Origin of the sequence: Sulfuricurvum sp., assembly GCF_023229695.1 — a bacterium.
Lineage (GTDB): Bacteria > Campylobacterota > Campylobacteria > Campylobacterales > Sulfurimonadaceae > Sulfuricurvum.
Genome location: NZ_JALNYS010000004.1, coordinates 59,088 through 80,139 on the forward strand (window position 1 = coordinate 59,088; position 21,052 = coordinate 80,139).

Here is a 21,052-nt window from a genome sequence, read left to right on the forward strand (position 1 = left end):
TAAAAACGAAGCCATATTGTGAAGTTTTCTTTTTTTTTTACCTTTACGCCATGAAATTAACTAAACATACTCTTTTTAGTTAATTTATTCCATTTTTTTACCCTATAAAACGAAGCCATATTGTGAAGAAACCGATTTTTTTATCCATTTTGCACTCTTGCGCTGCTAAATGCACAATTTGACTACGTTTTTTATCTTTCAAATCTACGTTCTACCTGTCAAATTGAATCGACTCCCCTTAAAAACGAAGCCATATTGTGAAGGAAGCTCTTTTAAAAAGTATAAAACGAAGCCATATTGTGAAGATTTATCCTATTGAAATACTGCAACGAAGCCATATTGTGAAGGATACGAAGCCATATTGTGAAGAAATACAGTCATATTGTGAAGAAATACAGTCATATTGTGACGATAACGAAGTCATTTGATGACATCCCTATAGGTATTTATAGATATCTATAGAATATATAGATATCTGTAGCAAGCAAGAAGATTGCAAGGGCTCTAGCCCCTTGCCCTCCCCTTGCTCCTAGAGAAGACCGGGGATCTCTTTCGTTTTGTTCGGCGTACTCATAAACGTAATAGCGTTATCAAAAGAGGCTTTCCGATAAATCAATTTTGTTTTAGGCTCATAGGTGATCCCATAATCTTTTAATAATTCGGCACTGTCACGGATTTCTTTGATAGCAGTTTGCTTGGTCCGAAGCGACTCCATCGGAAATCCGATCGTTTGCAACAAGTTTTCAATGCTCATCGTACTCGCTTGAGCATGGGTCCAAAAAAAGCGGATCACCGCTCGGAGCAGAGCACTTTTAACTTTTAAAAGTTTTGGAAGCTCTTTCGTATAATTAACGGTCAGCTGATCTTCAAAATATTTGCGATACTCCGGCGTTATGACAATCCCGAAACTTTTATGTTTTGTACTGTAGGCAAAAGAGCTGATGATATTAAAACTGTAAAAATCTTCTCCGTCCGTCGTCCGAAATTCAATGGCGGTCGTCTGTATCTCGTCTAATTTATCTTTAAGCCATTTTGTATTTCGTGACGTCGTTCCGCTGTAGGACTTTAAAATATCTGAAGTAGAAAAATAGATAGCAATCGCCCCCCCATCCAACTCTTTGATCTCTTTCGCACCGGCAAATAAACAATCGAGTAAATCTCTATGTGTTTGGGTCAGAATATTCCCTTTTATAACCGTTTTGCCCCAACTGGTTTCAATATAGCGTTTTTTTTGATTTTCTATAAATTGCGTATAGGTTTTAGAAGTGGAGCTGATTTTTTCAATAGGGGCGAAAACCCCGGTTCGCAATTCACTGACCGTAGCGTTTGAATTTTCAAACTTTTTAACAATATCAAACTCTTTAAAAATCAATTGCTGCTTTTCCATCTAAAAATCCTTCATGAACGAATGTATCTCTGTTTTAACTTCAGGAAAAATCTGGCGAATAATTTGTTTACCGCCAAGAGCTTTTGAAGCACCGTAGTTATCTTTGGTTAACGTTATTTTACGTAAATGGGGACGCGTTTCGTCCGGGGTTCCGTCTTTATTGGTCACGGGGCTAATTTCATAAACCAAACGTACCGCATCGGTAAAAGCACTTGCTCCCCGTGCTTGAGTCGTATTTTTAGTACTGTGATGGATAAAGACAACCGTTTTATTCTCTTTTGCTGCCCATTCCGTAAACAGCTGCATAAATTTGCGGGCATGGGCATTATTGTTTTCGTCCGCACCAAAAAAAGCGATTAACGGATCCAATATAATTAAATCATAAGGGAACAGAGTCTTTTTAAAATCATAAAAATAGGGATTAACCTCTATTCCTCTCCCCCGCTCTTCCAAAATTTGAATCGTCGGACTGTCGGAGATGACGATACGATTTAAAAACTCTTTTAAATCCCTCCCTAAGATAGCGTGGGCAATTTTTTCGGCGCGAAACGCGCTCAATCCTGTCGGATCTTCTGACAACCATGCAAATGATTTTGATCGCGGGCTTTCAATCGCATGGTGCATCATTAGCTGCATCACAAGCCAACTTTTTCCACTGCCGCCGGGTGCTGAAATGAGCGAGACCGTTTTTTTAGGAAAGGGGAGCCACCCTTTGCAGATAAATTCGGATTCTTCACGCATGACAGCGGTAATATCATGCATTTCGAGCAAATTGACCCGATGGGTTTGCCCAAATTCTTCCAGTCGTGCCAGAGTACGGCTTAAGAGGGTTTCGGCTTCAATCGATTCATTATACAAATCACGATTAAATTCATTAATAATACCGATAAGTGTCCGCTTTTCACTAAAATTTTTAAGTTCTTTGACATAAGCCTGTATTGAAGCTGCAGGATTGGTCATAAGAATTTCTAAAAGTTCGGCTTCGTAATTTTCACCGTTTTTAGTAAGATAACTATTAATTAGCGTTTCTTCAACGGGTATTCCCTCGTTGTAAAGGGCAAGGATAGTTTTAAAAATCGCTTGGTGAGAAGTATGAAAAAAAAGGTCATTTGTTGTAAGCAGATGAAAATGGATCTCAACCAACTGAGGTTCAAATATCAAACTTGATAAAAGTGTCCTCTCAATTTGAATATCGTATAACTGTTGTCCCATCCTCTGCCTTTTCATGTAGGAGTGTTCTTGAAGAACTCTCTTTTAAACGTCCTTTGAACAAAATCCAAAGCACTACGCTGACCGCTATGGCATTAAAGCTTGCCTCTTAGAGGCAGAAAGCTTCTTTCAATGCAAGGTTTTGCAAGAAGCCTAATCTTTCATATTTTAGCACAGATACCTTTATGAGGGGAAAAAGGCTAACAAGACTAACGGATAAAACGTATTTTTGCTATACTAAGACAAATTAATTAAGAAGCGTCTATGATCATCACAATATCGCATCAGAAGGGGGGGGTTGGAAAATCGACCCTTGCCTATAACATCGCTGTAGAACTGAGTAAAAAACACAATGTGGAAGTAATCGATTTAGACGTGCAGCAAACGGTCAGTGCTTACAATCAAATTCGGCAAGAGATGGGTCAAAAACCTCTTCCGGTCCATGTTTTTACAACGCCAGAAGAGTTAGAACACTATTTTGACGCCCTAGCCGAGGATACCATTGTTATTATCGATTCGGGGGGATTTGATTCAAGCTTGAACCGTTTTGCCATTTTGGTGAGCGATTTTCTTATTACCCCGGTCTCCAGTGAATTTACGGAAATTTTGGGATTGCACAAATATGAATCCATTTTAAAAGAGCTCTCCGAACAAACCGGTATGACGATTACGACTAACGTCATATTGAATAAAACCAATCCAAATCAGAAAAAATTTACGGAACTGAGCGATTTCATACAAAGTTCAAAACATTTTAATCTAATGGGTTCCATGCTTCGGCGTCGTGTCGATTTTGCCAACAGTGTGGCGTATGGATTCAGTGTTAGAGAGTTGGATAAAAAATCAGAATCATCAAAAGAGCTGAAAGAGTTTGTTCGAGAAATTAAAGAAAAAGTAGGTTTAGATGCAAAGAAAAAAAATTGATTACTCTTTGGCAAAAAAAATTTCCCAAAGTGCGGCACTGACAGAACAGCTTCATGCGGTAGAAAAAAATCCTGAAGTTGTTATTGAAGCCCCTATTTCAAAATTGCAAACAAATCCGTATCAGCCTCGAATAACGATGGAGCCGGAGCTAATCCGCGAATTGGCGGAATCCATTGAACAGAATGGATTGATTCAACCGATTGTTGTTGCTATGGAGGGGGATGTTCTGACCATTATTGCCGGTCATCGCCGTGTCGAAGCGCATAAATATCTCAAAAAAGAGTTCATTAAAGCGATTGTAATGAACAAAGTTGTGCATGCACAACTCGCCCTTCTTCCGTTGGTTGAAAATCTTCAGCGCAGTGACATGGACCCCATTGAAAATGCGATTGCGTTTAAAAAAATCCTGGACGATGGTGTAGTTCAGAGTCAAAACGAATTGGCTGATAAAATCGGTGTCTCTAAAAGCTGGTTATCCAAAACACTTTCGATTCTAAGGCTACCGGATACCCTTATCCAAAAAATACAAAACGACCATTATACCGATATTACCGTTCTCTCAGCACTTAACAAAATATCAGAAGAGAAATTGACAGATACGTATGAAAAAATCAAAGGATTACAAAGAGAAGAATCGCTAGATTATATAAAAATGGTTCTTACCAAACCGCTTAAAGAAAAAGGGCGTATTCAAATGTCTAAAAAGAAAATAATTTTGAATATAGAAGGGGTATCCGATGATGATCGTACAAGAATCGACAAACTGCTTCAAGAGATTGAGAACATATTGGGGCGATAAATAGGTTGTGCATGCACAACTCACCGAAAATTTAAGAATAAACAGGGCTAAAAGTATGAAAATTTTTGTAACAGGAGGGGCAGGGTATATTGGATCGCACACCTGTGTGGAGCTTTTAAGCCATGGGTATGAAATTGTAGCGTACGATAACCTTTCCAATAGCAGTTGCGAATCGCTAAAAAGGGTTGAAAAAATAACCGGTAAACCTTTAAAGCTGGTCATCGGGGATATACGAGATGAAAAAGCGATGAGAGAAGCGATGAGAGGATGTGAAGCCGTGATTCATTTTGCCGGACTTAAATCATTGGAAGAATCGGTGAGAAAACCGCTTGAATATTATGACAACAATGTTCACGGAACGATAAGCTTACTTCGTGCAATGACAAAAGAGGATATTAAAACGCTTATATTCAGTTCATCCGCAGCGGTATACGGAAAACCGGAACAATTGCCGATTACAGAAAAACATCCGTTGCGGACAACAAATCCATATGGCCAAACAAAGTTGGTGATTGAAGAAATATTACGGGATCTTTACAAATCCGATACGCATTGGAAGATCATGATTCTGCGGTATTTCAATCCGGTAGGGGCCCATGAAAGCGGATTGATCGGTGAAGATCCACAGGGGATACCCAATAACTTAATGCCCTATATAGCGCAAGTAGCAGCAGGGGTCAGGAAAACTCTTAATGTTTGGGGAGATGATTACGATACACCTGATGGAACAGGGGTGAGAGACTATATCCATGTTACCGATTTAGCCGATGGGCATCTAAAGGCACTGCAATATTTGAGTGAGCCTCAATGCACCGCACTCAATCTGGGGACAGGACTAGGGTACAGCGTATTGGAAGTGATAAAAGCGTTTGAAAAAGCAAGCGGCAGAGAGGTTTCATATAGAATTGAAAAAAGAAGGGCAGGGGACATCGCCGCATGCTACGCTGACCCCTCTTTAGCAAAAACATTAATGGGGTGGAAGGCATCACGCGATTTGGAGAGGATGTGCAAAGACGAATGGAATTTTCAATCCAAAAATCCGCAAGGGTACAAAAACACAGTATGCACTATATGATATTTTATAAAACGGGGGTAAGTGATGATCAATAAATGCCTTTTTCCTGCAGCCGGATACGGAACCCGTTTTTTACCGGCCACCAAAGCAATGCCAAAAGAGATGTTGCCGGTCTTAACCAAACCGCTTATTCAATACGGAGTTGAGGAAGCGATGAAAGCGGGGATCACAACAATGGCAATCGTTACCGGGCGCGGCAAAAGGGCCATTGAAGATCATTTTGATGTCAGCTATGAATTGGAACATCAGATTCGCGGAACGGAAAAAGAAAAAATGTTAGCGGATATTCGTGATGTAATCGATGTGTGTACCTTCTCTTATACACGGCAAAGGGAGATGAAGGGGCTTGGCCACGCCATTTTGACGGGTGAAACACTTATCGGAGATGAATCTTTTGCGGTAGTATTGGCGGACGATTTGTGTATTAATAAAGAAAAAGGTGTGCTAAGCCAGATGGTTGAATTGTTTAAAAAATATCGATGCTGCATTGTCGCTATTGAAGAGGTTGACGCTACGGAAACTGAAAAATACGGCATTATTGATGGGGAGGAGATCAAAAAAAATATTTTTCGTGTTTCAAATATGGTTGAAAAACCACTTCCATCAGAAGCAGCAACCAATCTTGCCATTATCGGCCGCTACATTCTTACACCGGATATTTTTGATATATTGCGTGAAACCGAGCCGGGGAAAGGCGGTGAAATTCAAATCACGGATGCTCTTTTGCAGTTGGCAAAAGCGGGAAAAGTGATTGCTTACAAATTTGAGGGGATACGGTACGATTGCGGAAGTATTGACGGATATGTACGTGCAACGGTTGAACTTTATAATTTAGAGCAAGAGAAAAAGGGTTCGTCATGTGCATAACATCAGAAAATACGTATAAAAGTGTAGATAAAGTGTAAAAATGTTATATTTCTACAGCAAGTAACCATGGTGATGTTTTATTTTAAGTTAATCAAGAGAGGAAGTTTTATGTGTGAATGTTTAGTTATGAAAAGGGAGAAGAAATGTTAGACAAACAGCTGACACATCTTAAGCGGCTGGAAGCCGAATCAATACATATTTTGCGAGAAGTAGCTGCTGAATTCAGCAATCCGGTGATGATGTATTCGGTAGGGAAAGATTCGTCCGTAATGCTCCATTTGGCTATGAAAGCATTTGCACCAAGTAAACTCCCTTTCCCTTTATTGCATGTTGATACCCTTTGGAAATTTAAAGAGATGATTGAGTTTCGCGATCAGCGGGCAAAAGATCTTGGATTTGATCTGGTCGTCCATTCTAATCCGGAAGGGGTCGAGATGAATATTTCTCCGTTTGAACACGGGAGCAAAGTTCATACCGATATCATGAAAACAGAAGGGTTAAAACAAGCACTCAATCAAGGGGGATACGACGCAATCATCGGAGGTGCCCGCCGGGATGAAGAGAAAAGCCGTGCAAAGGAGCGTATTTTCTCTTTTCGTGATAAACATCACCGCTGGGATCCAAAAAATCAGCGCCCCGAACTCTGGAATATCTATAACACCGCAATCCAAAAAGGTGAAAGCGTACGTGTTTTCCCTATTTCCAACTGGACGGAACTTGATATTTGGCAATATATATATTTGGAGGGGATTCCGATCCCCTCCCTATATTTTGCAAAAGAGCAGCCGGTAGTGGAGATGGATGGGGTAAAAATCATGGTTGATGATGATCGAATGCCGGAAGAACTTCGTAAAACGGCTAAAAACGAGATGGTTCGCTTCAGAACACTCGGATGCTATCCGCTGACGGGGGCGATTAATTCGAGTGCGACTACGTTGCCGGAGATCATTAAAGAGATGCTCCTTTCAACCAGCAGTGAACGCGAAGGGCGCCTGATTGACAAAGATCAAGAGGGTGCGATGGAGCTGAAAAAAATTGAGGGATATTTTTAATGGATATTATTAACTATTTAAAAGAGCATGAAAATAAAGACATGCTCCGCTTTTTAACGTGCGGAAGTGTTGATGACGGAAAAAGCACACTGATCGGACGGATGTTGTATGACTCGAAAATGATTTTTGACGATCAGCTTGCAGCAGCAGAGAGTGAAAGTAAAAAATACGGTACAACGGGTGAAAAAATCGATATGGCCTTATTGGTAGACGGTTTGCAAAGCGAACGTGAACAAGGGATTACCATTGATGTAGCCTACCGATTTTTTGCTACGGAGAACCGAAAGTTCATTATTGCCGATACGCCGGGGCACGAACAATATACCCGGAATATGGTTACGGGAGCATCTACGGCGGATGTTGCCATCATTCTTATTGACGCCCGTAAAAGTATTTTAACGCAAACACGCCGGCATAGTTTTATTGTCAATTTGTTGGGTATTGAACACGTGATTGTTGCCATCAATAAAATGGATTTGGTCGACTACAGTGAGAGCAGATATGATGAAATATCCAAAGCCTATGGCGAATTGGCCGCTGAATTAGGGATAAAAAATACCTATTACATTCCGGTAAGCGCTTTGGATGGGGACAATGTCGTTGATAAAAGTACAAATATGCCATGGTATCAGGGTAAAACACTGTTAAATCTGTTAGATACAATGAATATCGCAAAAGAAGAGAGAGCTGAAAACTTTAGATTTCCGGTTCAGTACGTTAACCGCCCGAATCTTGATTTTAGAGGGTTCTGCGGAACGATTGCGGCCGGAAGCGTGCGTGTCGGTGATGAGATCACGGTGTTGCCTTCGGGAAAAACGACGCGAGTAAAAAGTATTATCAACGCTTCGGATATCACGGAAACGGACCGACAAACAACCTCTTTAGAGGCGTGTGCACCGATGGCCATAACCATAACAACCGAAGATGAAGTAGATATTTCACGGGGCGACATGATCGTTCATACGGAAAATTTACCGGTTATCTCAAATGTTTTGGATGTCATGCTGGTATGGATGGACGAAAAAGTGATGGAGCATGGACGCAGCTATAATATTAAACGTGCCACATCCGTTATTTCCGGTAGTTTTGAAACCATAGAGTACAAAATAGATGTCAACAGTTACGAAAAATTACAGGTAAATGAACTGGGGCTAAATGACATTGCTTTGTGCAAAATGGTATTGACACGCCCGATAGCATCCGATAATTATCAAACAAACCGGTTGACGGGAAGTTTTATCGTTGTTGATCGTATCAGCAACAATACGGTGGGAGCAGGGATGATCGTTTCTGCCGCGCAGGATGGGATGAGCAAAAAGAAAAAAATGTACAATGAAGCGGAAATCGCTTTAAACGCGTATATACGAGAATATTTCCCCGAATGGGAATGTAAAGGGATTTAATGTATCGAGAAACCAATACTCGTTCTCTTGCAAAAGGGTTTAGCTGGCGTTTTTTTGCAACTTCCGTAACGGTAGTTATTGTCTATATTTTTTTCGGACGGCTCGATTTGGCTATAGCTGCCGGGATTGTAGAGACGATATCAAAAGTCGCTTTGTATTATGTCCATGAAAAAATATGGCAGCGCGTGCGATGGGGAAAAAAGAAGTTAGAACCGTTTAATCTCTGGTTTACGGGATTGCCGATGTCCGGCAAAAGTACGATAGCCGATTTGGTGTATGAAAAACTAAAAACGTATCAGATTCCGATTGAGCGTCTGGACAGTAAAGATATCCGGGATTTAATCCCCGGTATCGGGTACAGCAGAGAAGAACGCAATCGTCATATGCACCGGGTCGGTCATCTGATCAAGACATTGCAGAACAACTCGATATCCACGGTAGCCTCTTTTGTATCGCCGTATCGTGAATCGCGCAAGGCAATTCGCGAGATGGTAAAAAACAATGTTGTCGTCTACATTAAAGCAGATATCGAAACCTGTAAAGCGCGAGACTATAAAGGGGTTTATGCTAAAGCGATGAGTGGAGAGTTGCAAAATTTCTCAGGGATAAATGATGTCTATGAAGAGCCGACTCATGCGGAAATTATTATTGAGAGTGATAAAATGAGCGCAGATGAAGCGGCGGAACTTATTGTCCGGTATCTTAAAAAACATTATATAAAGATTTAATATGAATGACTCCAATATTGTCTGGCACAAACATGATATTACGAAAGAAAAACGCGCAGCACTGAAATCTCAAAAACCGTGTGTTTTATGGTTTACAGGCCTTAGCGGATCCGGTAAATCGACCATTGCCAATGCACTGGAAGAGAAGCTTTTTGAGATGGGCAAACATACCTATCTTCTAGACGGTGACAATGTTCGTCATGGCTTGAACAAAACGCTCGGATTCAGTGAAGAAGACCGGATTGAAAACATTCGCCGGATCGGCGAAGTGAGTAAACTTTTCGTTGATGCGGGGTTAATGGTCATCAGCGCCTTTATTTCACCGTTTCGAGCGGATAGAGATACGGTACGCTCACTCGTAGAACCGGAAGAATTTATCGAGGTCTTTATCGATACTCCGCTGGAAATATGCGAATCACGTGATCCGAAAGGGTTGTATCAAAAAGCACGCAGAGGAGAAATAGCCGATTTTACGGGTATAAGTTCACCTTATGAAGCTCCAAAATTGCCGGAAATACATCTGATGAGCGGAATGAAAAGCGTAGAAGAATCAGTAGATACCATTATAAAGTTCTTAACTCAAAAAGGATACTTGAATGCTTGAACAAATTCAGACAAACGATATTATTGCAATCGCCCGCAAAGCGGGGGAAGCGATAATGGAGATTTACGCCAAAGATTTTACTGTCGATTACAAAGAGGACAGCAGCCCTTTGACGGAAGCGGATCAAAGAGCAAATGAAATTATTGTCGAAGGGCTTAACGGGCTAAGTGTTCAATTACCTATCCTCTCGGAAGAGGGGAAAATGATCGACTATGACGATCGAAAAGAGTGGGGCTATTTTTGGATGGTTGATCCGTTAGACGGAACGAAAGAATTTATTAAAAAAAATGACGAGTTTACGGTCAACATCGCTCTGATTTATAAAAATGTTCCGATACTCGGTGTGGTATACGCCCCTGCATTAAATGAGATGTATTGGGCAAAAAAAGGGGAGGGGGCATTTAAAAACGGTATCTCTCTTCCGCTTCAAACCAATCAAAATCCGGAAAAACTCCTTCGCATCGTTGCCAGCAAATCCCATTTGAGTCCGGAGACGCAAGAGTACATTGATACCCTTTCGGAAACGACGGAACGTATTGAGTGCGTCTCCAAGGGGAGTTCGCTGAAGCTTTGTATGGTGGCAGAGGGGAGTGCGGATATTTATCCCCGTCTGGCACCGACAATGGAGTGGGATACGGCTGCTGCCGATGCGATTGTACGCGAAAGCGGTAAAATGACGTTTGGTTATCCGGATGAAACCGCAGTTGTGTATAATAAAGAAAATTTATTGAATCCATGGTTCGTTGTGAAGGGGTCAAAATGAAGGGAATTATCTTAGCCGGGGGTAGCGGTACACGGCTTTATCCGATTACCAAAGGGGTGAGTAAACAACTCGTGCCGATCTATGACAAACCGATGATCTATTATCCTCTCTCGGTATTGATGCTGGCCGGGATTACGGAGGTGCTTATCATATCGACGCCGACCGATCTTCCCCGCTTTGAAGAACTTTTAGGGGATGGGCATAATATTGGAATGCGATTTGAATATTGCGTTCAGCCATCACCGGATGGATTGGCGCAAGCGTTTATTCTTGGGGCTGATTTTATCGGAAGTGACGATGTCTGTCTTGTATTGGGCGACAACATTTTCTACGGTCACGGATTGACAAAGATGTTGGCTCAGTCGGTCAGGAACGTCACCGAAGAGAATAAAGCGACGGTATTCGGATACTGGGTTAAAGATCCGGAACGCTACGGGGTGGCGGAATTTGATAAGGATGGAAATGTACTCTCGATTGAAGAGAAGCCGACCGATCCAAAAAGTTCGTATGCCGTAGTCGGCCTCTATTTTTATCCAAACAGCGTCGTTGAGATTGCTAAAAATGTTCAGCCGAGTGATCGCGGCGAACTTGAAATCACTACGGTTAATCAAGCATATTTGGCGCAAAATGCCCTTAAAGTAGAGTTGATGGGGCGCGGATACGCTTGGCTTGATACCGGCACCCACGAGAGTCTCCTCGAAGCGAGTCTGTTTATTCAAACGATAGAAAATCGCCAAGGGCTCAAAGTGGCGTGTCTCGAAGAGATCGCCTATGAGATGGGGTACATTACCAAAGAGAAACTTTTGGAACTGGCCAAACCGCTTTCCAAAAATCAATACGGCCAGTATCTGATTCGCCGTGCGAGTGAAGGGAAAATAGGATAATGACGTTTACCCGTACACCCATTCATGATGTTGTAGTGATCGATCCCGTTGTGCACGGGGATGATCGCGGCTATTTCGTCGAAACGTTTCGCGCGGACAAACTGGAGGCTTTTTTAGGCTTTAAAGTTGCATTTTGTCAGGATAATGAGTCCAAAAGCTCGTACGGTGTTTTGCGGGGTTTGCATTATCAGCTTCCACCGTTTGCTCAGACGAAACTGGTTCGTGTTATCGAGGGGGAAGTTCTGGATGTCGCCGTCGATATACGTCAAGGATCACCGACGTTCGGTCACCATGTTGCCGTTCGCCTGAGCGGCGAAAACAAGCGGCAGCTTTTTATTCCGCGCGGATTTGCGCACGGTTTTGTCGTCCTCTCCGAGAGCTGCACCTTTGCGTATAAAGTAGATAATTACTACAGCATCGAATGTGACAGGGGGATAGCATTCAACGACCCTGCTATCGGGATCGATTGGATAGCATTGTACGCAGAGTTACAGTTATCGGCAAAAGACACAAAGCAGCCTCTTTTGAGCGGAGCTGATCTCTTTGACTACAGTGAAAGCTATTATGACTAAGCTTCTGGTTACCGGAGCCAATGGACAAGTCGGCAGCGAAATCAGAGAAATCAGCGGGATCTATCCGGAGTATGAGATTACCTATATGGACCGCAGTATTGTCGATATGGCCGATACAAAAGCGATAGAGCGCTATTTTGAGGATAAAACCTTTGATGCACTCATCAATTGTGCCGCCTATACCGCTGTCGATAAGGCCGAATCGCAACCCGATCTGGCCGATGCGATCAATAGCCGAGCGGTAGAGACACTTGCTAAGATCGCAAAAGCAAAAAAAATGTCATTGATCCATATTTCGACCGATTATGTATTTAACGGCCAAAACTATCGCCCTTACATGGAAAGTGATTCAACCGATCCGCAGGGAGTTTACGGAAGAAGCAAGCGTGATGGGGAGGAAGCGATTGTGTCGGTTGCACCGGCAAACACGATTATTATCCGGACATCGTGGGTTTACTCCTCATTCGGAAACAATTTTCTCAAGACAATGCTGCGATTGGGAAATGAGAAAGAAAGGATAGGGGTGATCTTTGATCAGGTGGGGACACCGACCTATGCACGAGATTTGGCAAAAATGATTTTGGATATTCTCCCGAATATCCAAAACGGACACCCTGAGATTTATCACTATTCCAATGAAGGGGTAGCCAGTTGGTACGATTTTGCTCAGGCAATTTTTGAGCTCTCCGGCATTCAATGCCAAGTCAATCCCATCACCACCGATCAATACCCAACACCAGCAACAAGACCCTATTACAGTCTATTAAACAAAAATAAAATAAAACAAAAGTATAATATTGATATTCCTTACTGGAAAGATAGTCTTGAAAAATGTATTGCGTTATTAGGAGAAAAAGAATGAAAACCATTTTAGTCACCGGATGTGCCGGATTTATCGGAAGCAATTTCGTCCCCTATTTCTTAGAGAAATATAGCGATGTCCGTTTAATTAACTTAGATCTCCTCACCTATGCCGGAGATATGGCCAATCTCTCCGATGCACCTCAGAGTGATCGCCATATCTTCGTCCAAGGGGATATTTGTGACCGTCCGCTGGTTGAATCACTTTTTAGCCAATACGATATTCGCGGTGTGATCCACTTCGCCGCAGAGAGTCATGTCGATAACTCGATCAAGAATCCGGGGGTCTTTGTCCAGACCAATGTCAACGGCAGTTTCACCCTCATCGATGTCGCGTATAAATCGTGGATGGAGAAACCGTTTGTCTACAAAGCCGGATATGAGGGATGCCGATTTCACCACATCAGCACCGACGAAGTGTATGGAACGCTCGGAGAGACAGGATTGTTTACCGAAGAGACCTCCTACGCCCCGAATTCTCCGTACAGTGCTTCAAAAGCCGGGAGTGACATGATCGTCCGCAGCTATCATCACACCTACGGAATGAACACCGTTATCACGAATTGCTCCAACAATTACGGCCCCAAACAGCATAACGAAAAACTGATTCCGACCGTTATACGAAAAGCACTTGCCGGTGAAAATATCCCGGTCTACGGCGACGGTAAAAACATCCGTGACTGGCTCTATGTACTCGACCATTGCAAGGGGATCGATTTGGTCTATCATGCCGGACGTAGCGGTGAAGTTTACAACATCGGCGGACGAAACGAACGTAACAACAACCAAATAGTTGAACGTATTTGTACTCTTCTCGATGAATTAAAACCTCGTCATCCCGTACTTGATACGGGATCCATCCCCTCGTATAAAGAGCTTATTACCTACGTTGAGGACCGAGCAGGTCACGATCGCCGTTATGCTATCGATGCAACAAAACTTGAAACAGAGCTGGGATGGAAAGCTGATGAGAATTTCGACAGCGGTATTGTCAAAACAATCGAATGGTATTTGGAAAAATATAATCACTAAAATCTCACAGAAGATTAGTATGATCGATATTAAAAAGAATAGTTGATCAGACTTAAATCGTTTGTCTTGTGATTGAGTAGAAACCCAGAATCAATCACCTTGTTTATGCTTGTACCAATAGGTGAAAGTAGCTTTTTAAGTGCCTAATACCGGACGTTTTTAGAGTTTTTAGGGTGACAAATACAATTGGTGTCTTTTATATGATTAGGAAGAAAAAATGAGACTTGCCCCAATGGAGATTGAAGTGCTCAAAAATACCTTAAAAACTATATCTTCAAATGCAAAAATATATTTATTCGGAAGTCGTGTAGATGATACGGCGAAAGGTGGAGATATTGATTTGCTCATTATATCAGATGACGTTACGAAAAAAGATTTACGATACCTGCGAATCGATTTTTTTAAACATTTCGGAGAACAAAAACTTGATATTGTGTTAGACAATGGAGATTTAAAAAATCCATTTACGAAACATATTTTTCAAAAGGCGATTTTATTATGATGCTTGAAAAGCTTTTACAAGATAAAGTTTTACTTCAAAAGCAACTTTTTTGGATAAAAATCTCTTTTGATGAATGTTTACTAATAGGTATAAAAGCAGAATACAGTGTTGAAGAATTTGGTAAATTTGAAACACTGTGCAGCAGATACAGCAGAGGGATTGATTTTTTAATCCGAAAAATCTTTCGAACACTTGATGAATATGAATTTGAAAATCAAGGAACTCTCGTAGACGTGGTAAACAATGCCCATAAAAGAGGATTGTTCAACGATATTGAAATGCTTAGAATTATGAAAGATGTTAGAAACACTGTGGTGCATGAATATATCGAAGATGATTTGGTTGATGTATTTGATGAAGTTTTACAGTATTCTTCAAAACTGATAGATATTATAAACAATACATTACTGTACATTGACGCAAAGTGTTTAAATAATGAAAACCACTAAATCAAAAAGTGTCTATTCCCGGCAGCAGGATACGGGAGGCAATTTCTTCCTGCGGCCAAAGCGATTCCAAAAGAGTATACCAATATGAGGGTTGATATAATCAATCTATCCCTAAATAGGAGTTTGAAATGCATACGATAACATTAAAAGTGCAAAATACTATGTATGATCATATTATGTATTTATTAAAAAATCTCGATAAAAAAGAGGTCGAGGTAATTCAGGACTATCAAGTCCCAGACCAAGTAAATATCAAGCAACAGTTAAAAGCGTTGCTCGAAAATAAAGATATTGAAATATTTCAATCAATTGACAACCCAATGCTATGGCAGCAAGCTCAAAGAGATGAGTGGTTGTGAAATGACTTTACTAGATTCAAATACATTAATATACTTGTCCAAAGGTTTATTGGATATTGACAGCTTGAATGATGATGAGCATTATGGTGTATCCGTCATCACTTATATGGAAGTGCTTGGCTACACGTTCACTTCCAAAGAGGAAGAAGAGATAATAACTAAACTTTTTTTACTTTTTGAAATTATTTATATCGATGAAGAGATAGTCAAAAAAGTCATTGATATTCGTAAGCAATACCCAATTAAACTTCCAGATGCCATTATATGCGCTACAGCAATACAGCAAAATGCTGTTTTATACACTAATGATATTAGACTAAAATCTATTAATGGTTTAAATTTACAACTTTTGCCAGCTTTAAATACTTCCATGTAACTTTTATTTCTCTGAGAAACAGGGCAAGGTTTTGGCATATAATACCAAACTTCATTAACTAAGTATACTCTCGTCATTCCGTGCTACGACACGGAATCTAATGCAAGAGATGGATCCCGTATCAAGTACGGGATGACAAAATGCGTATATACAGTTAAAGATAGACGGTATAAGGTAGGTATTTATAAAATATGATGTAATAAAAGATGAATTAAAAGTGATTTTGGCGGCATTGCGCTGTTAGTGAGTTGATCTTGGTTTAAAATTTTTGAATGATTAACATGAAGTTTGATAAAATTAGAAAATTCTGTTTAGAGTATAAAATGTATACGATAACATTAAAAGTGAAAAACACTATGTATGATAATATTGTGTATACATTGAAAAATCTCGATGATTGTTAGGAGAAAATAATAATGAAACAATCCATTTTTAATCAGATTAAAGAAACAAAACAAACTTTGAACGAACAATACGGTATTACAAAAATAGCAGTATTTGGAAGCTATGCCCGAGATGAAGAAAACGAAAATAGTGATATAGATATTGTTATTTTAGAAATGAAAAGAAAAAATGGTTTTTTGATAGCCAAAGCAAAACTTTTTTTATCTGAAACATTAAACAAAGAGGTAGATATCGGTCTTTTAGATTCTATTCGACCATTTATAAGAAAACGAATCGAAAAAGATTTAATATATGTCTAAGAGAATTTGAGATAGTAGGAGAAGCTACAAACAGACTAATTGAACAAGAGGCTAGAAAATGGGCAATCAGACTATAATCTACAGAGAGAAATTTTTAAAAGTATTCACAAGCATAAAGATGAATTAAAAGTGATTTTGACAGCATTGCGCTGCTAGATAAAAAATAACAGTATTAACCAAATATGAAGAATAAAAAAGATATAATCCCCATAATTAAATATGAAAATGAAAGAAATAGAATTTGAAAAATAACAAAATTCTAGTACAACACACAGAGATATATATCCGTCAGCATGAAAAAGCTGATTATATATCACTAACTGATATTGCACGATACAAAGATGCAGCTAGAAGCGAGTATATCCTTCAAAATTGGATGCGAAATCGTGAAACGATAGAATTTTTAGGATTATGCGAAAAAACAAATAATGAAAGTTTTCTCTATGCAAACGAAGTGGATGTGCTGAATGTTGCCCTTTTTGGATTAACCGCTAAAGAGTGGCGAGAATCTAACAGTGATAAAGAAGTTAAAATGATAAAGTCTACAGCCGTGATTTGTTTGGGAATGAATAATAGGAAACATCGATGAGTATTATCAAATTTGATGATTTACAAAACAAGCTGATTAGATACAAAGATGAATATGTTCTAGTCGATAGCGATGTCGCACAATTATATGGAGTAGAAACTAGAGAGATAAATCAAGCAGTATCAAACAATCTTGACAAGTTTCCTGATGGGTATATTGTAGAACTGATCAAAGAAGAAAAAAATGAACTGATCAAAAATTTTGATCGGTTCAATCGACTCAAGCATTCAACCGTAAGTCCAAAGGTTTTTACCGAAAAAGCTCTTTATATGCTCGCCACTATTATCAAAAGTAACACAGCGACTCAAACTACATTGAACATCATTGAAACCTTTGCAAAAGTAAAAGAGCTATCTCGAAATATAAATGGCATAATCAAGTCAGACAATGAAGAGATCCAAAAAGAGTTGGCTCAAAAATCAAACCAAATCCTTGAAGAGATTATCGAAATAGAAACAGATGGTTTAGCTGATGATGAGGATGGTGAGATAGTCGAAACGACAACCAAGTTTGAGTTTAATCTTGGATTCGCTAAAGTTAGTAGAAGTATAAAAAAGATTAAGAAGTGAAAATGAAAACAACTTTTTCCGCCAATACAATTATTGTCAACCGTTATGCGGACGTACACGATACTGTAGCAGAGAATGGCTATAGTCGTGATTTTCTCGGGATTGATTCAGTACAAAGGGAATTAAAATGATTAATGTGACCAAAACCTATCTTCCAGATATTGAAAAATACAAGAAGTATGTTGATGAAATTTATAAAAATAGTTGGGTTACAAATAACGGTCCTTTGGTGCAAAAGCTAGAGAAAAGATTGGCAGAATATCTAGGAGTTAAAAATATTGTTTTAGTATCCAACGGTACGGTTGCTTTGGAAATCGCCTATCGTACACTTGGGTTGAAAGGTTTTGTAGTGACAACACCATTTAGTTTTGTGGCTACAACGAGTTCTCTGGTTACAAACGGTCTACTCCCGATATTTACCGATATTGATCCGGGCAGCTTTAACATCGACCCTGAAAAAATAGAATCGGTGATCACTCCGAATACTTCGGCCATTTTAGGTGTTCATGTTTTCGGAAATGCATGTGAAGTCGAAAAAATCGAGCAAATCGCCAATAAGCATGATCTTAAAGTTATCTATGATGCTGCACATGCTTTTGATGTGAAGTACAAAGAAAAAAGCGTTCTTAATTACGGTGATATCTCTACACTGAGCTTTCATGCAACGAAACTTTTTCATACTATAGAGGGGGGAGCACTTATTATCAATGATGACGCTCTCGTGCAAAAAGCCCGTTATCTGATAAACTTTGGTATCCAAAATGCTGAATCGATCCCCGAACTTGGTACAAATGCAAAGATGAATGAGTTTGAAGCGGCGATGGGGCTTTGTGTTTTGGACGATATCGAACAAATCAAACAGAGTAGAAGTGTTATTTTTAAAACCTATCAGACACAATTAGAGGGATTAATTCAATTTCAAGAACAAAATCAAAATGCTACTCAAAATTATAGTTATTTTCCTATAGTATTAAAGAATGAAGACCAATTACTAAAAGTTCAAAAAGCACTCAATGAACAGCAAATATTTCCGAGACGTTATTTTTACCCTTCACTGGATACATTAAGTTACATTGAGCCGAAGCAATATTGTTCTAATTCAAGAGATATTGCAAGTAGAATTTTGTGTTTGCCAATATATGTTGATTTAGACGAAAATGATTTGAACTTTATTATAAAAATTGTGAAAGAAAATATCTAAATGGACAAGTATAATATTCCTGATGTTAAGACTTTTGAATACACAAAAATTATTGGTCTTGAAAATATTGATTTTGGAAAATATATTATTATTGATGATTTTACCCTCATCTATGCAAAAGAAAAAATAACAATTGGAAATTATGTCCATATTGCTAATTTTTCATCCATAACTGGAGGAAATAAGCTTACCATAGGTAATTATGCTGCTATTTCCCAAGGGTGTAGAATTTTAACAGCTACGGACGATTTTAAAGAGTGGGGATTTGGTAATTCTACTATTGCAAACAATTATCGCAATATTAAAAGTATTCCTATTAGTATTGGTGATTTTTGTATCATAGGTGCAAATAGTGTTGTTTTACCGGGTGTGACTATTGGTGAGGGTGCCACAGTCGGCGCGAATTCTGTGGTTACTAAATCTTTGGAACCATGGGGAATATATATAGGTAATAAAAAAGTTGGAGAACGTAATAAAGAAGAAGTTTTGAAAAATTATGAGACTTTTACAACAGATTTGGAAAGTGATAAAATTGGAAGTTTATTTAAATAATGGTAAAACAAATAAGTTTAAAAAAAAATATTATTACTTCTTATTTTAGTCAAGGGTATGTTGTATTATTAGGTATTATTGTATTACCTTTTTATATAAGCGAGATGGGCGCTGAAGCGTATGGCTTAGTTGGATTTTTTGCTATGTTACAATCATGGTTCAACTTATTGGACCTTGGATTAACACCTACTATTGGACGCGAAACAGCAAGAATGAGAGCAGGTAAATACGATAACATAACATATAGACGTTTATTTCGTTCACTGAATATTATATTTGTATGTGTAGCTGTTATAGGTGGAGTTAGCTTGTTAATTCTTTCTGGTCTTATCGCTGAAAAGTGGCTTCATGTTGAAAGGTTATCAATTAGTGAAGTAAGTTTTGCATTGAAAATAATGATTATAAGTATTGCTTTACGATGGATGACTGGGCTTTATCGAGGTGTAGTATCTGGTTCAGAACAATTTGTGTGGCTAAGCGGATTTAATGTTATTATTGCAACTTTGCGTTTCTTGATTGTTTTTCCAGTTATGTGGTTATTCGGAGCTACTCCAACAGTATTTTTTAGCTACCAATTTATTGTTGCTATTATTGAGTTTAGTGGGTTACTGATAAAAGCAAAAAATTTGTTACCTAAACTAACTTCATTGCAGGCAGGCAAAATTGGGTGGTCTATTAAGCCAATTAAATCGATTATAGGTTTTTCAATTAGTATTGCACTTACTTCTGGGATATGGGTTCTAGTTACTCAGACTGATAAATTGATTATGTCAAATTTATTGACTCTTGAAAATTATGGTTATTTCACATTAGCTGTACTCGTAGCAAGCGGTATTATGATGATAACAGCTCCTATAAGTAGTGCAATTATGCCACGTATGGTAAAACTTGAAGCAGATGGAAAATACGAGGAGTTGATTCGCATCTATCGCCATTTGACTCAGATTGTTACGGTTATAGCGGGATCAGTCGCAATTATATTATCATCTTTTACAGTACAGATTTTGTATGTATGGACTGGAGATAGGCATATAGCAGAAGTGGCTGCACCAATTATGCAATTGTATGCTATAGGATACGGTATATTAGCTGTTGCAGCATTCCCATATTATTTGCAATATGCGAAAGGCAGTTTAAAACTTCATATATATGGAAGCGTTCTTTTTGTTATAATTTTGCTTCCTGTATTATTTTGGGCGACACATCAATACGGTATGATAGGCGCAGGATATGCATGGCTTTTTGTAAATTTTCTATATTTTATGATTTGGACATTGATTGTACACAATACATTTGCTAAAGGTATTCATTCGCAATGGTTATTCCATGATATTTTCGTGCCCATAGCTTTGCCAATTGTTGTTGGAATTCTACTTCATGACTTTGTTCAGGACGGTACACGAATAATTTTATTGCTTAAAATATTTGGTGCCAGTCTAATCATTATAACATCTGCGATTTTATCAAGTAGAATTGCAAAAGACCATCTTCTAAAAATAATTTTAAGAAAATATTTGTAATTTAGGTGTGAAATAGTTATATTCATTGTAATATCTACGTAAGAACTAAGTTTTATTAAAAAAAGAGGGGT

General features: G+C 39.0%; 25 protein-coding genes. 23 read left to right on the forward strand and 2 right to left on the reverse strand.

From position 1 onward, the window contains the following. Positions 1–529: 529 nt before the first annotated feature. Positions 530–1,387, reverse strand: a complete 858-nt coding sequence (locus M0P91_RS03595) for a RepB family plasmid replication initiator protein (protein ID WP_295064626.1) — start codon at positions 1,385–1,387, stop codon at positions 530–532. Next, positions 1,388–2,599: an AAA family ATPase gene (locus M0P91_RS03600; protein ID WP_295064627.1), complete on the reverse strand. Its 1,212-nt coding sequence runs from the start codon at positions 2,597–2,599 to the stop codon at positions 1,388–1,390. It abuts the gene before it with no gap. A 261-nt stretch (positions 2,600–2,860) separates the two neighbouring features. On the opposite strand from M0P91_RS03600, the gene M0P91_RS03605 reads away from it, so the two are divergent. The 23 genes from M0P91_RS03605 to M0P91_RS03715 all read left to right on the forward strand — a co-directional run bounded on the left by M0P91_RS03605 (position 2,861) and on the right by M0P91_RS03715 (position 20,981). After that, positions 2,861–3,520 (forward strand): ParA family protein, encoded by a 660-nt coding sequence (locus M0P91_RS03605; RefSeq protein WP_295064629.1) that lies wholly within the window; start codon positions 2,861–2,863, stop codon positions 3,518–3,520. Continuing rightward, a complete protein-coding gene (locus tag M0P91_RS03610) occupies positions 3,501–4,319 on the forward strand; it encodes a ParB/RepB/Spo0J family partition protein (protein WP_295064633.1) in 819 nt (272 codons plus the stop codon). The genes M0P91_RS03605 and M0P91_RS03610 overlap by 20 nt, the downstream gene beginning before the upstream one ends. 55 nt (positions 4,320–4,374) lie before the next feature. Next, positions 4,375–5,394: a UDP-glucose 4-epimerase GalE gene (galE, locus tag M0P91_RS03615; protein WP_295064636.1), complete on the forward strand. Its 1,020-nt coding sequence runs from the start codon at positions 4,375–4,377 to the stop codon at positions 5,392–5,394. Positions 5,395–5,418: 24 nt separating this feature from the next. Further along, positions 5,419–6,261, forward strand: coding sequence for a UTP--glucose-1-phosphate uridylyltransferase GalU (gene galU / locus M0P91_RS03620; RefSeq protein WP_295064639.1), 843 nt, complete (start codon positions 5,419–5,421; stop codon positions 6,259–6,261). A gap of 143 nt (positions 6,262–6,404) precedes the next feature. Further along, on the forward strand, positions 6,405–7,313 hold the full coding sequence (gene cysD, locus M0P91_RS03625) for a sulfate adenylyltransferase subunit CysD (protein WP_295064642.1): 909 nt from the start codon (positions 6,405–6,407) through the stop codon (positions 7,311–7,313). Then, complete coding sequence (gene cysN / locus M0P91_RS03630; protein ID WP_295064645.1) at positions 7,313–8,716, forward strand: sulfate adenylyltransferase subunit CysN; 1,404 nt, start codon at positions 7,313–7,315, stop codon at positions 8,714–8,716. The genes cysD and cysN overlap by 1 nt, the downstream gene beginning before the upstream one ends. Continuing rightward, on the forward strand, positions 8,716–9,444 hold the full coding sequence (gene cysC / locus M0P91_RS03635; protein WP_295064648.1) for an adenylyl-sulfate kinase: 729 nt from the start codon (positions 8,716–8,718) through the stop codon (positions 9,442–9,444). The genes cysN and cysC (M0P91_RS03635) overlap by 1 nt, the downstream gene beginning before the upstream one ends. Position 9,445: 1 nt before the next feature. Next, the gene (gene cysC / locus M0P91_RS03640; protein WP_295064651.1) at positions 9,446–10,048 is read left to right on the forward strand and encodes an adenylyl-sulfate kinase; all 603 of its coding nucleotides are present in this window, start codon (positions 9,446–9,448) and stop codon (positions 10,046–10,048) included. Beyond that, positions 10,041–10,811: a 3'(2'),5'-bisphosphate nucleotidase CysQ gene (cysQ, locus tag M0P91_RS03645; RefSeq protein ID WP_295064653.1), complete on the forward strand. Its 771-nt coding sequence runs from the start codon at positions 10,041–10,043 to the stop codon at positions 10,809–10,811. Before cysC (M0P91_RS03640) ends, cysQ begins: the two co-directional genes overlap by 8 nt. Beyond that, positions 10,808–11,695: a glucose-1-phosphate thymidylyltransferase RfbA gene (rfbA, locus tag M0P91_RS03650; RefSeq protein ID WP_295064656.1), complete on the forward strand. Its 888-nt coding sequence runs from the start codon at positions 10,808–10,810 to the stop codon at positions 11,693–11,695. The genes cysQ and rfbA overlap by 4 nt, the downstream gene beginning before the upstream one ends. Further along, positions 11,695–12,267 (forward strand): dTDP-4-dehydrorhamnose 3,5-epimerase, encoded by a 573-nt coding sequence (rfbC, locus tag M0P91_RS03655; protein WP_295064659.1) that lies wholly within the window; start codon positions 11,695–11,697, stop codon positions 12,265–12,267. The genes rfbA and rfbC overlap by 1 nt, the downstream gene beginning before the upstream one ends. After that, positions 12,260–13,129 (forward strand): dTDP-4-dehydrorhamnose reductase, encoded by an 870-nt coding sequence (gene rfbD, locus M0P91_RS03660; protein WP_295064662.1) that lies wholly within the window; start codon positions 12,260–12,262, stop codon positions 13,127–13,129. Before rfbC ends, rfbD begins: the two co-directional genes overlap by 8 nt. Continuing rightward, positions 13,126–14,160, forward strand: a complete 1,035-nt coding sequence (gene rfbB / locus M0P91_RS03665) for a dTDP-glucose 4,6-dehydratase (RefSeq protein ID WP_295064665.1) — start codon at positions 13,126–13,128, stop codon at positions 14,158–14,160. Before rfbD ends, rfbB begins: the two co-directional genes overlap by 4 nt. A gap of 217 nt (positions 14,161–14,377) precedes the next feature. Further along, complete coding sequence (locus M0P91_RS03670; RefSeq protein ID WP_295064668.1) at positions 14,378–14,662, forward strand: nucleotidyltransferase domain-containing protein; 285 nt, start codon at positions 14,378–14,380, stop codon at positions 14,660–14,662. Next, positions 14,659–15,111: a hypothetical protein gene (locus tag M0P91_RS03675; RefSeq protein ID WP_295064670.1), complete on the forward strand. Its 453-nt coding sequence runs from the start codon at positions 14,659–14,661 to the stop codon at positions 15,109–15,111. The genes M0P91_RS03670 and M0P91_RS03675 overlap by 4 nt, the downstream gene beginning before the upstream one ends. Before the next feature lie 128 nt (positions 15,112–15,239). Further along, positions 15,240–15,470 (forward strand): hypothetical protein, encoded by a 231-nt coding sequence (locus M0P91_RS03680; protein WP_295064673.1) that lies wholly within the window; start codon positions 15,240–15,242, stop codon positions 15,468–15,470. Further along, positions 15,457–15,846, forward strand: a complete 390-nt coding sequence (locus M0P91_RS03685) for a type II toxin-antitoxin system VapC family toxin (protein WP_295064676.1) — start codon at positions 15,457–15,459, stop codon at positions 15,844–15,846. The genes M0P91_RS03680 and M0P91_RS03685 overlap by 14 nt, the downstream gene beginning before the upstream one ends. Before the next feature lie 416 nt (positions 15,847–16,262). Beyond that, positions 16,263–16,550, forward strand: a complete 288-nt coding sequence (locus tag M0P91_RS03690; protein WP_295064679.1) for a nucleotidyltransferase domain-containing protein — start codon at positions 16,263–16,265, stop codon at positions 16,548–16,550. A 241-nt stretch (positions 16,551–16,791) separates the two neighbouring features. Further along, positions 16,792–17,139, forward strand: coding sequence for a KilA-N domain-containing protein (locus M0P91_RS03695; RefSeq protein ID WP_295064682.1), 348 nt, complete (start codon positions 16,792–16,794; stop codon positions 17,137–17,139). Beyond that, positions 17,136–17,708 carry an ORF6N domain-containing protein gene (locus M0P91_RS03700; RefSeq protein WP_295064685.1) on the forward strand — a complete coding sequence of 191 codons (573 nt, stop codon included), beginning with the start codon at positions 17,136–17,138 and terminating at the stop codon, positions 17,706–17,708. Before M0P91_RS03695 ends, M0P91_RS03700 begins: the two co-directional genes overlap by 4 nt. 127 nt (positions 17,709–17,835) lie before the next feature. After that, a complete protein-coding gene (locus tag M0P91_RS03705; protein WP_295064688.1) occupies positions 17,836–18,909 on the forward strand; it encodes a DegT/DnrJ/EryC1/StrS aminotransferase family protein in 1,074 nt (357 codons plus the stop codon). After that, the gene (locus M0P91_RS03710) at positions 18,910–19,461 is read left to right on the forward strand and encodes an acyltransferase (protein WP_295064692.1); all 552 of its coding nucleotides are present in this window, start codon (positions 18,910–18,912) and stop codon (positions 19,459–19,461) included. Next, entirely contained in the window at positions 19,461–20,981 is a 1,521-nt protein-coding gene (locus M0P91_RS03715; RefSeq protein ID WP_295064695.1) for an oligosaccharide flippase family protein, read from the forward strand. Before M0P91_RS03710 ends, M0P91_RS03715 begins: the two co-directional genes overlap by 1 nt. Positions 20,982–21,052: the final 71 nt, after the last annotated feature.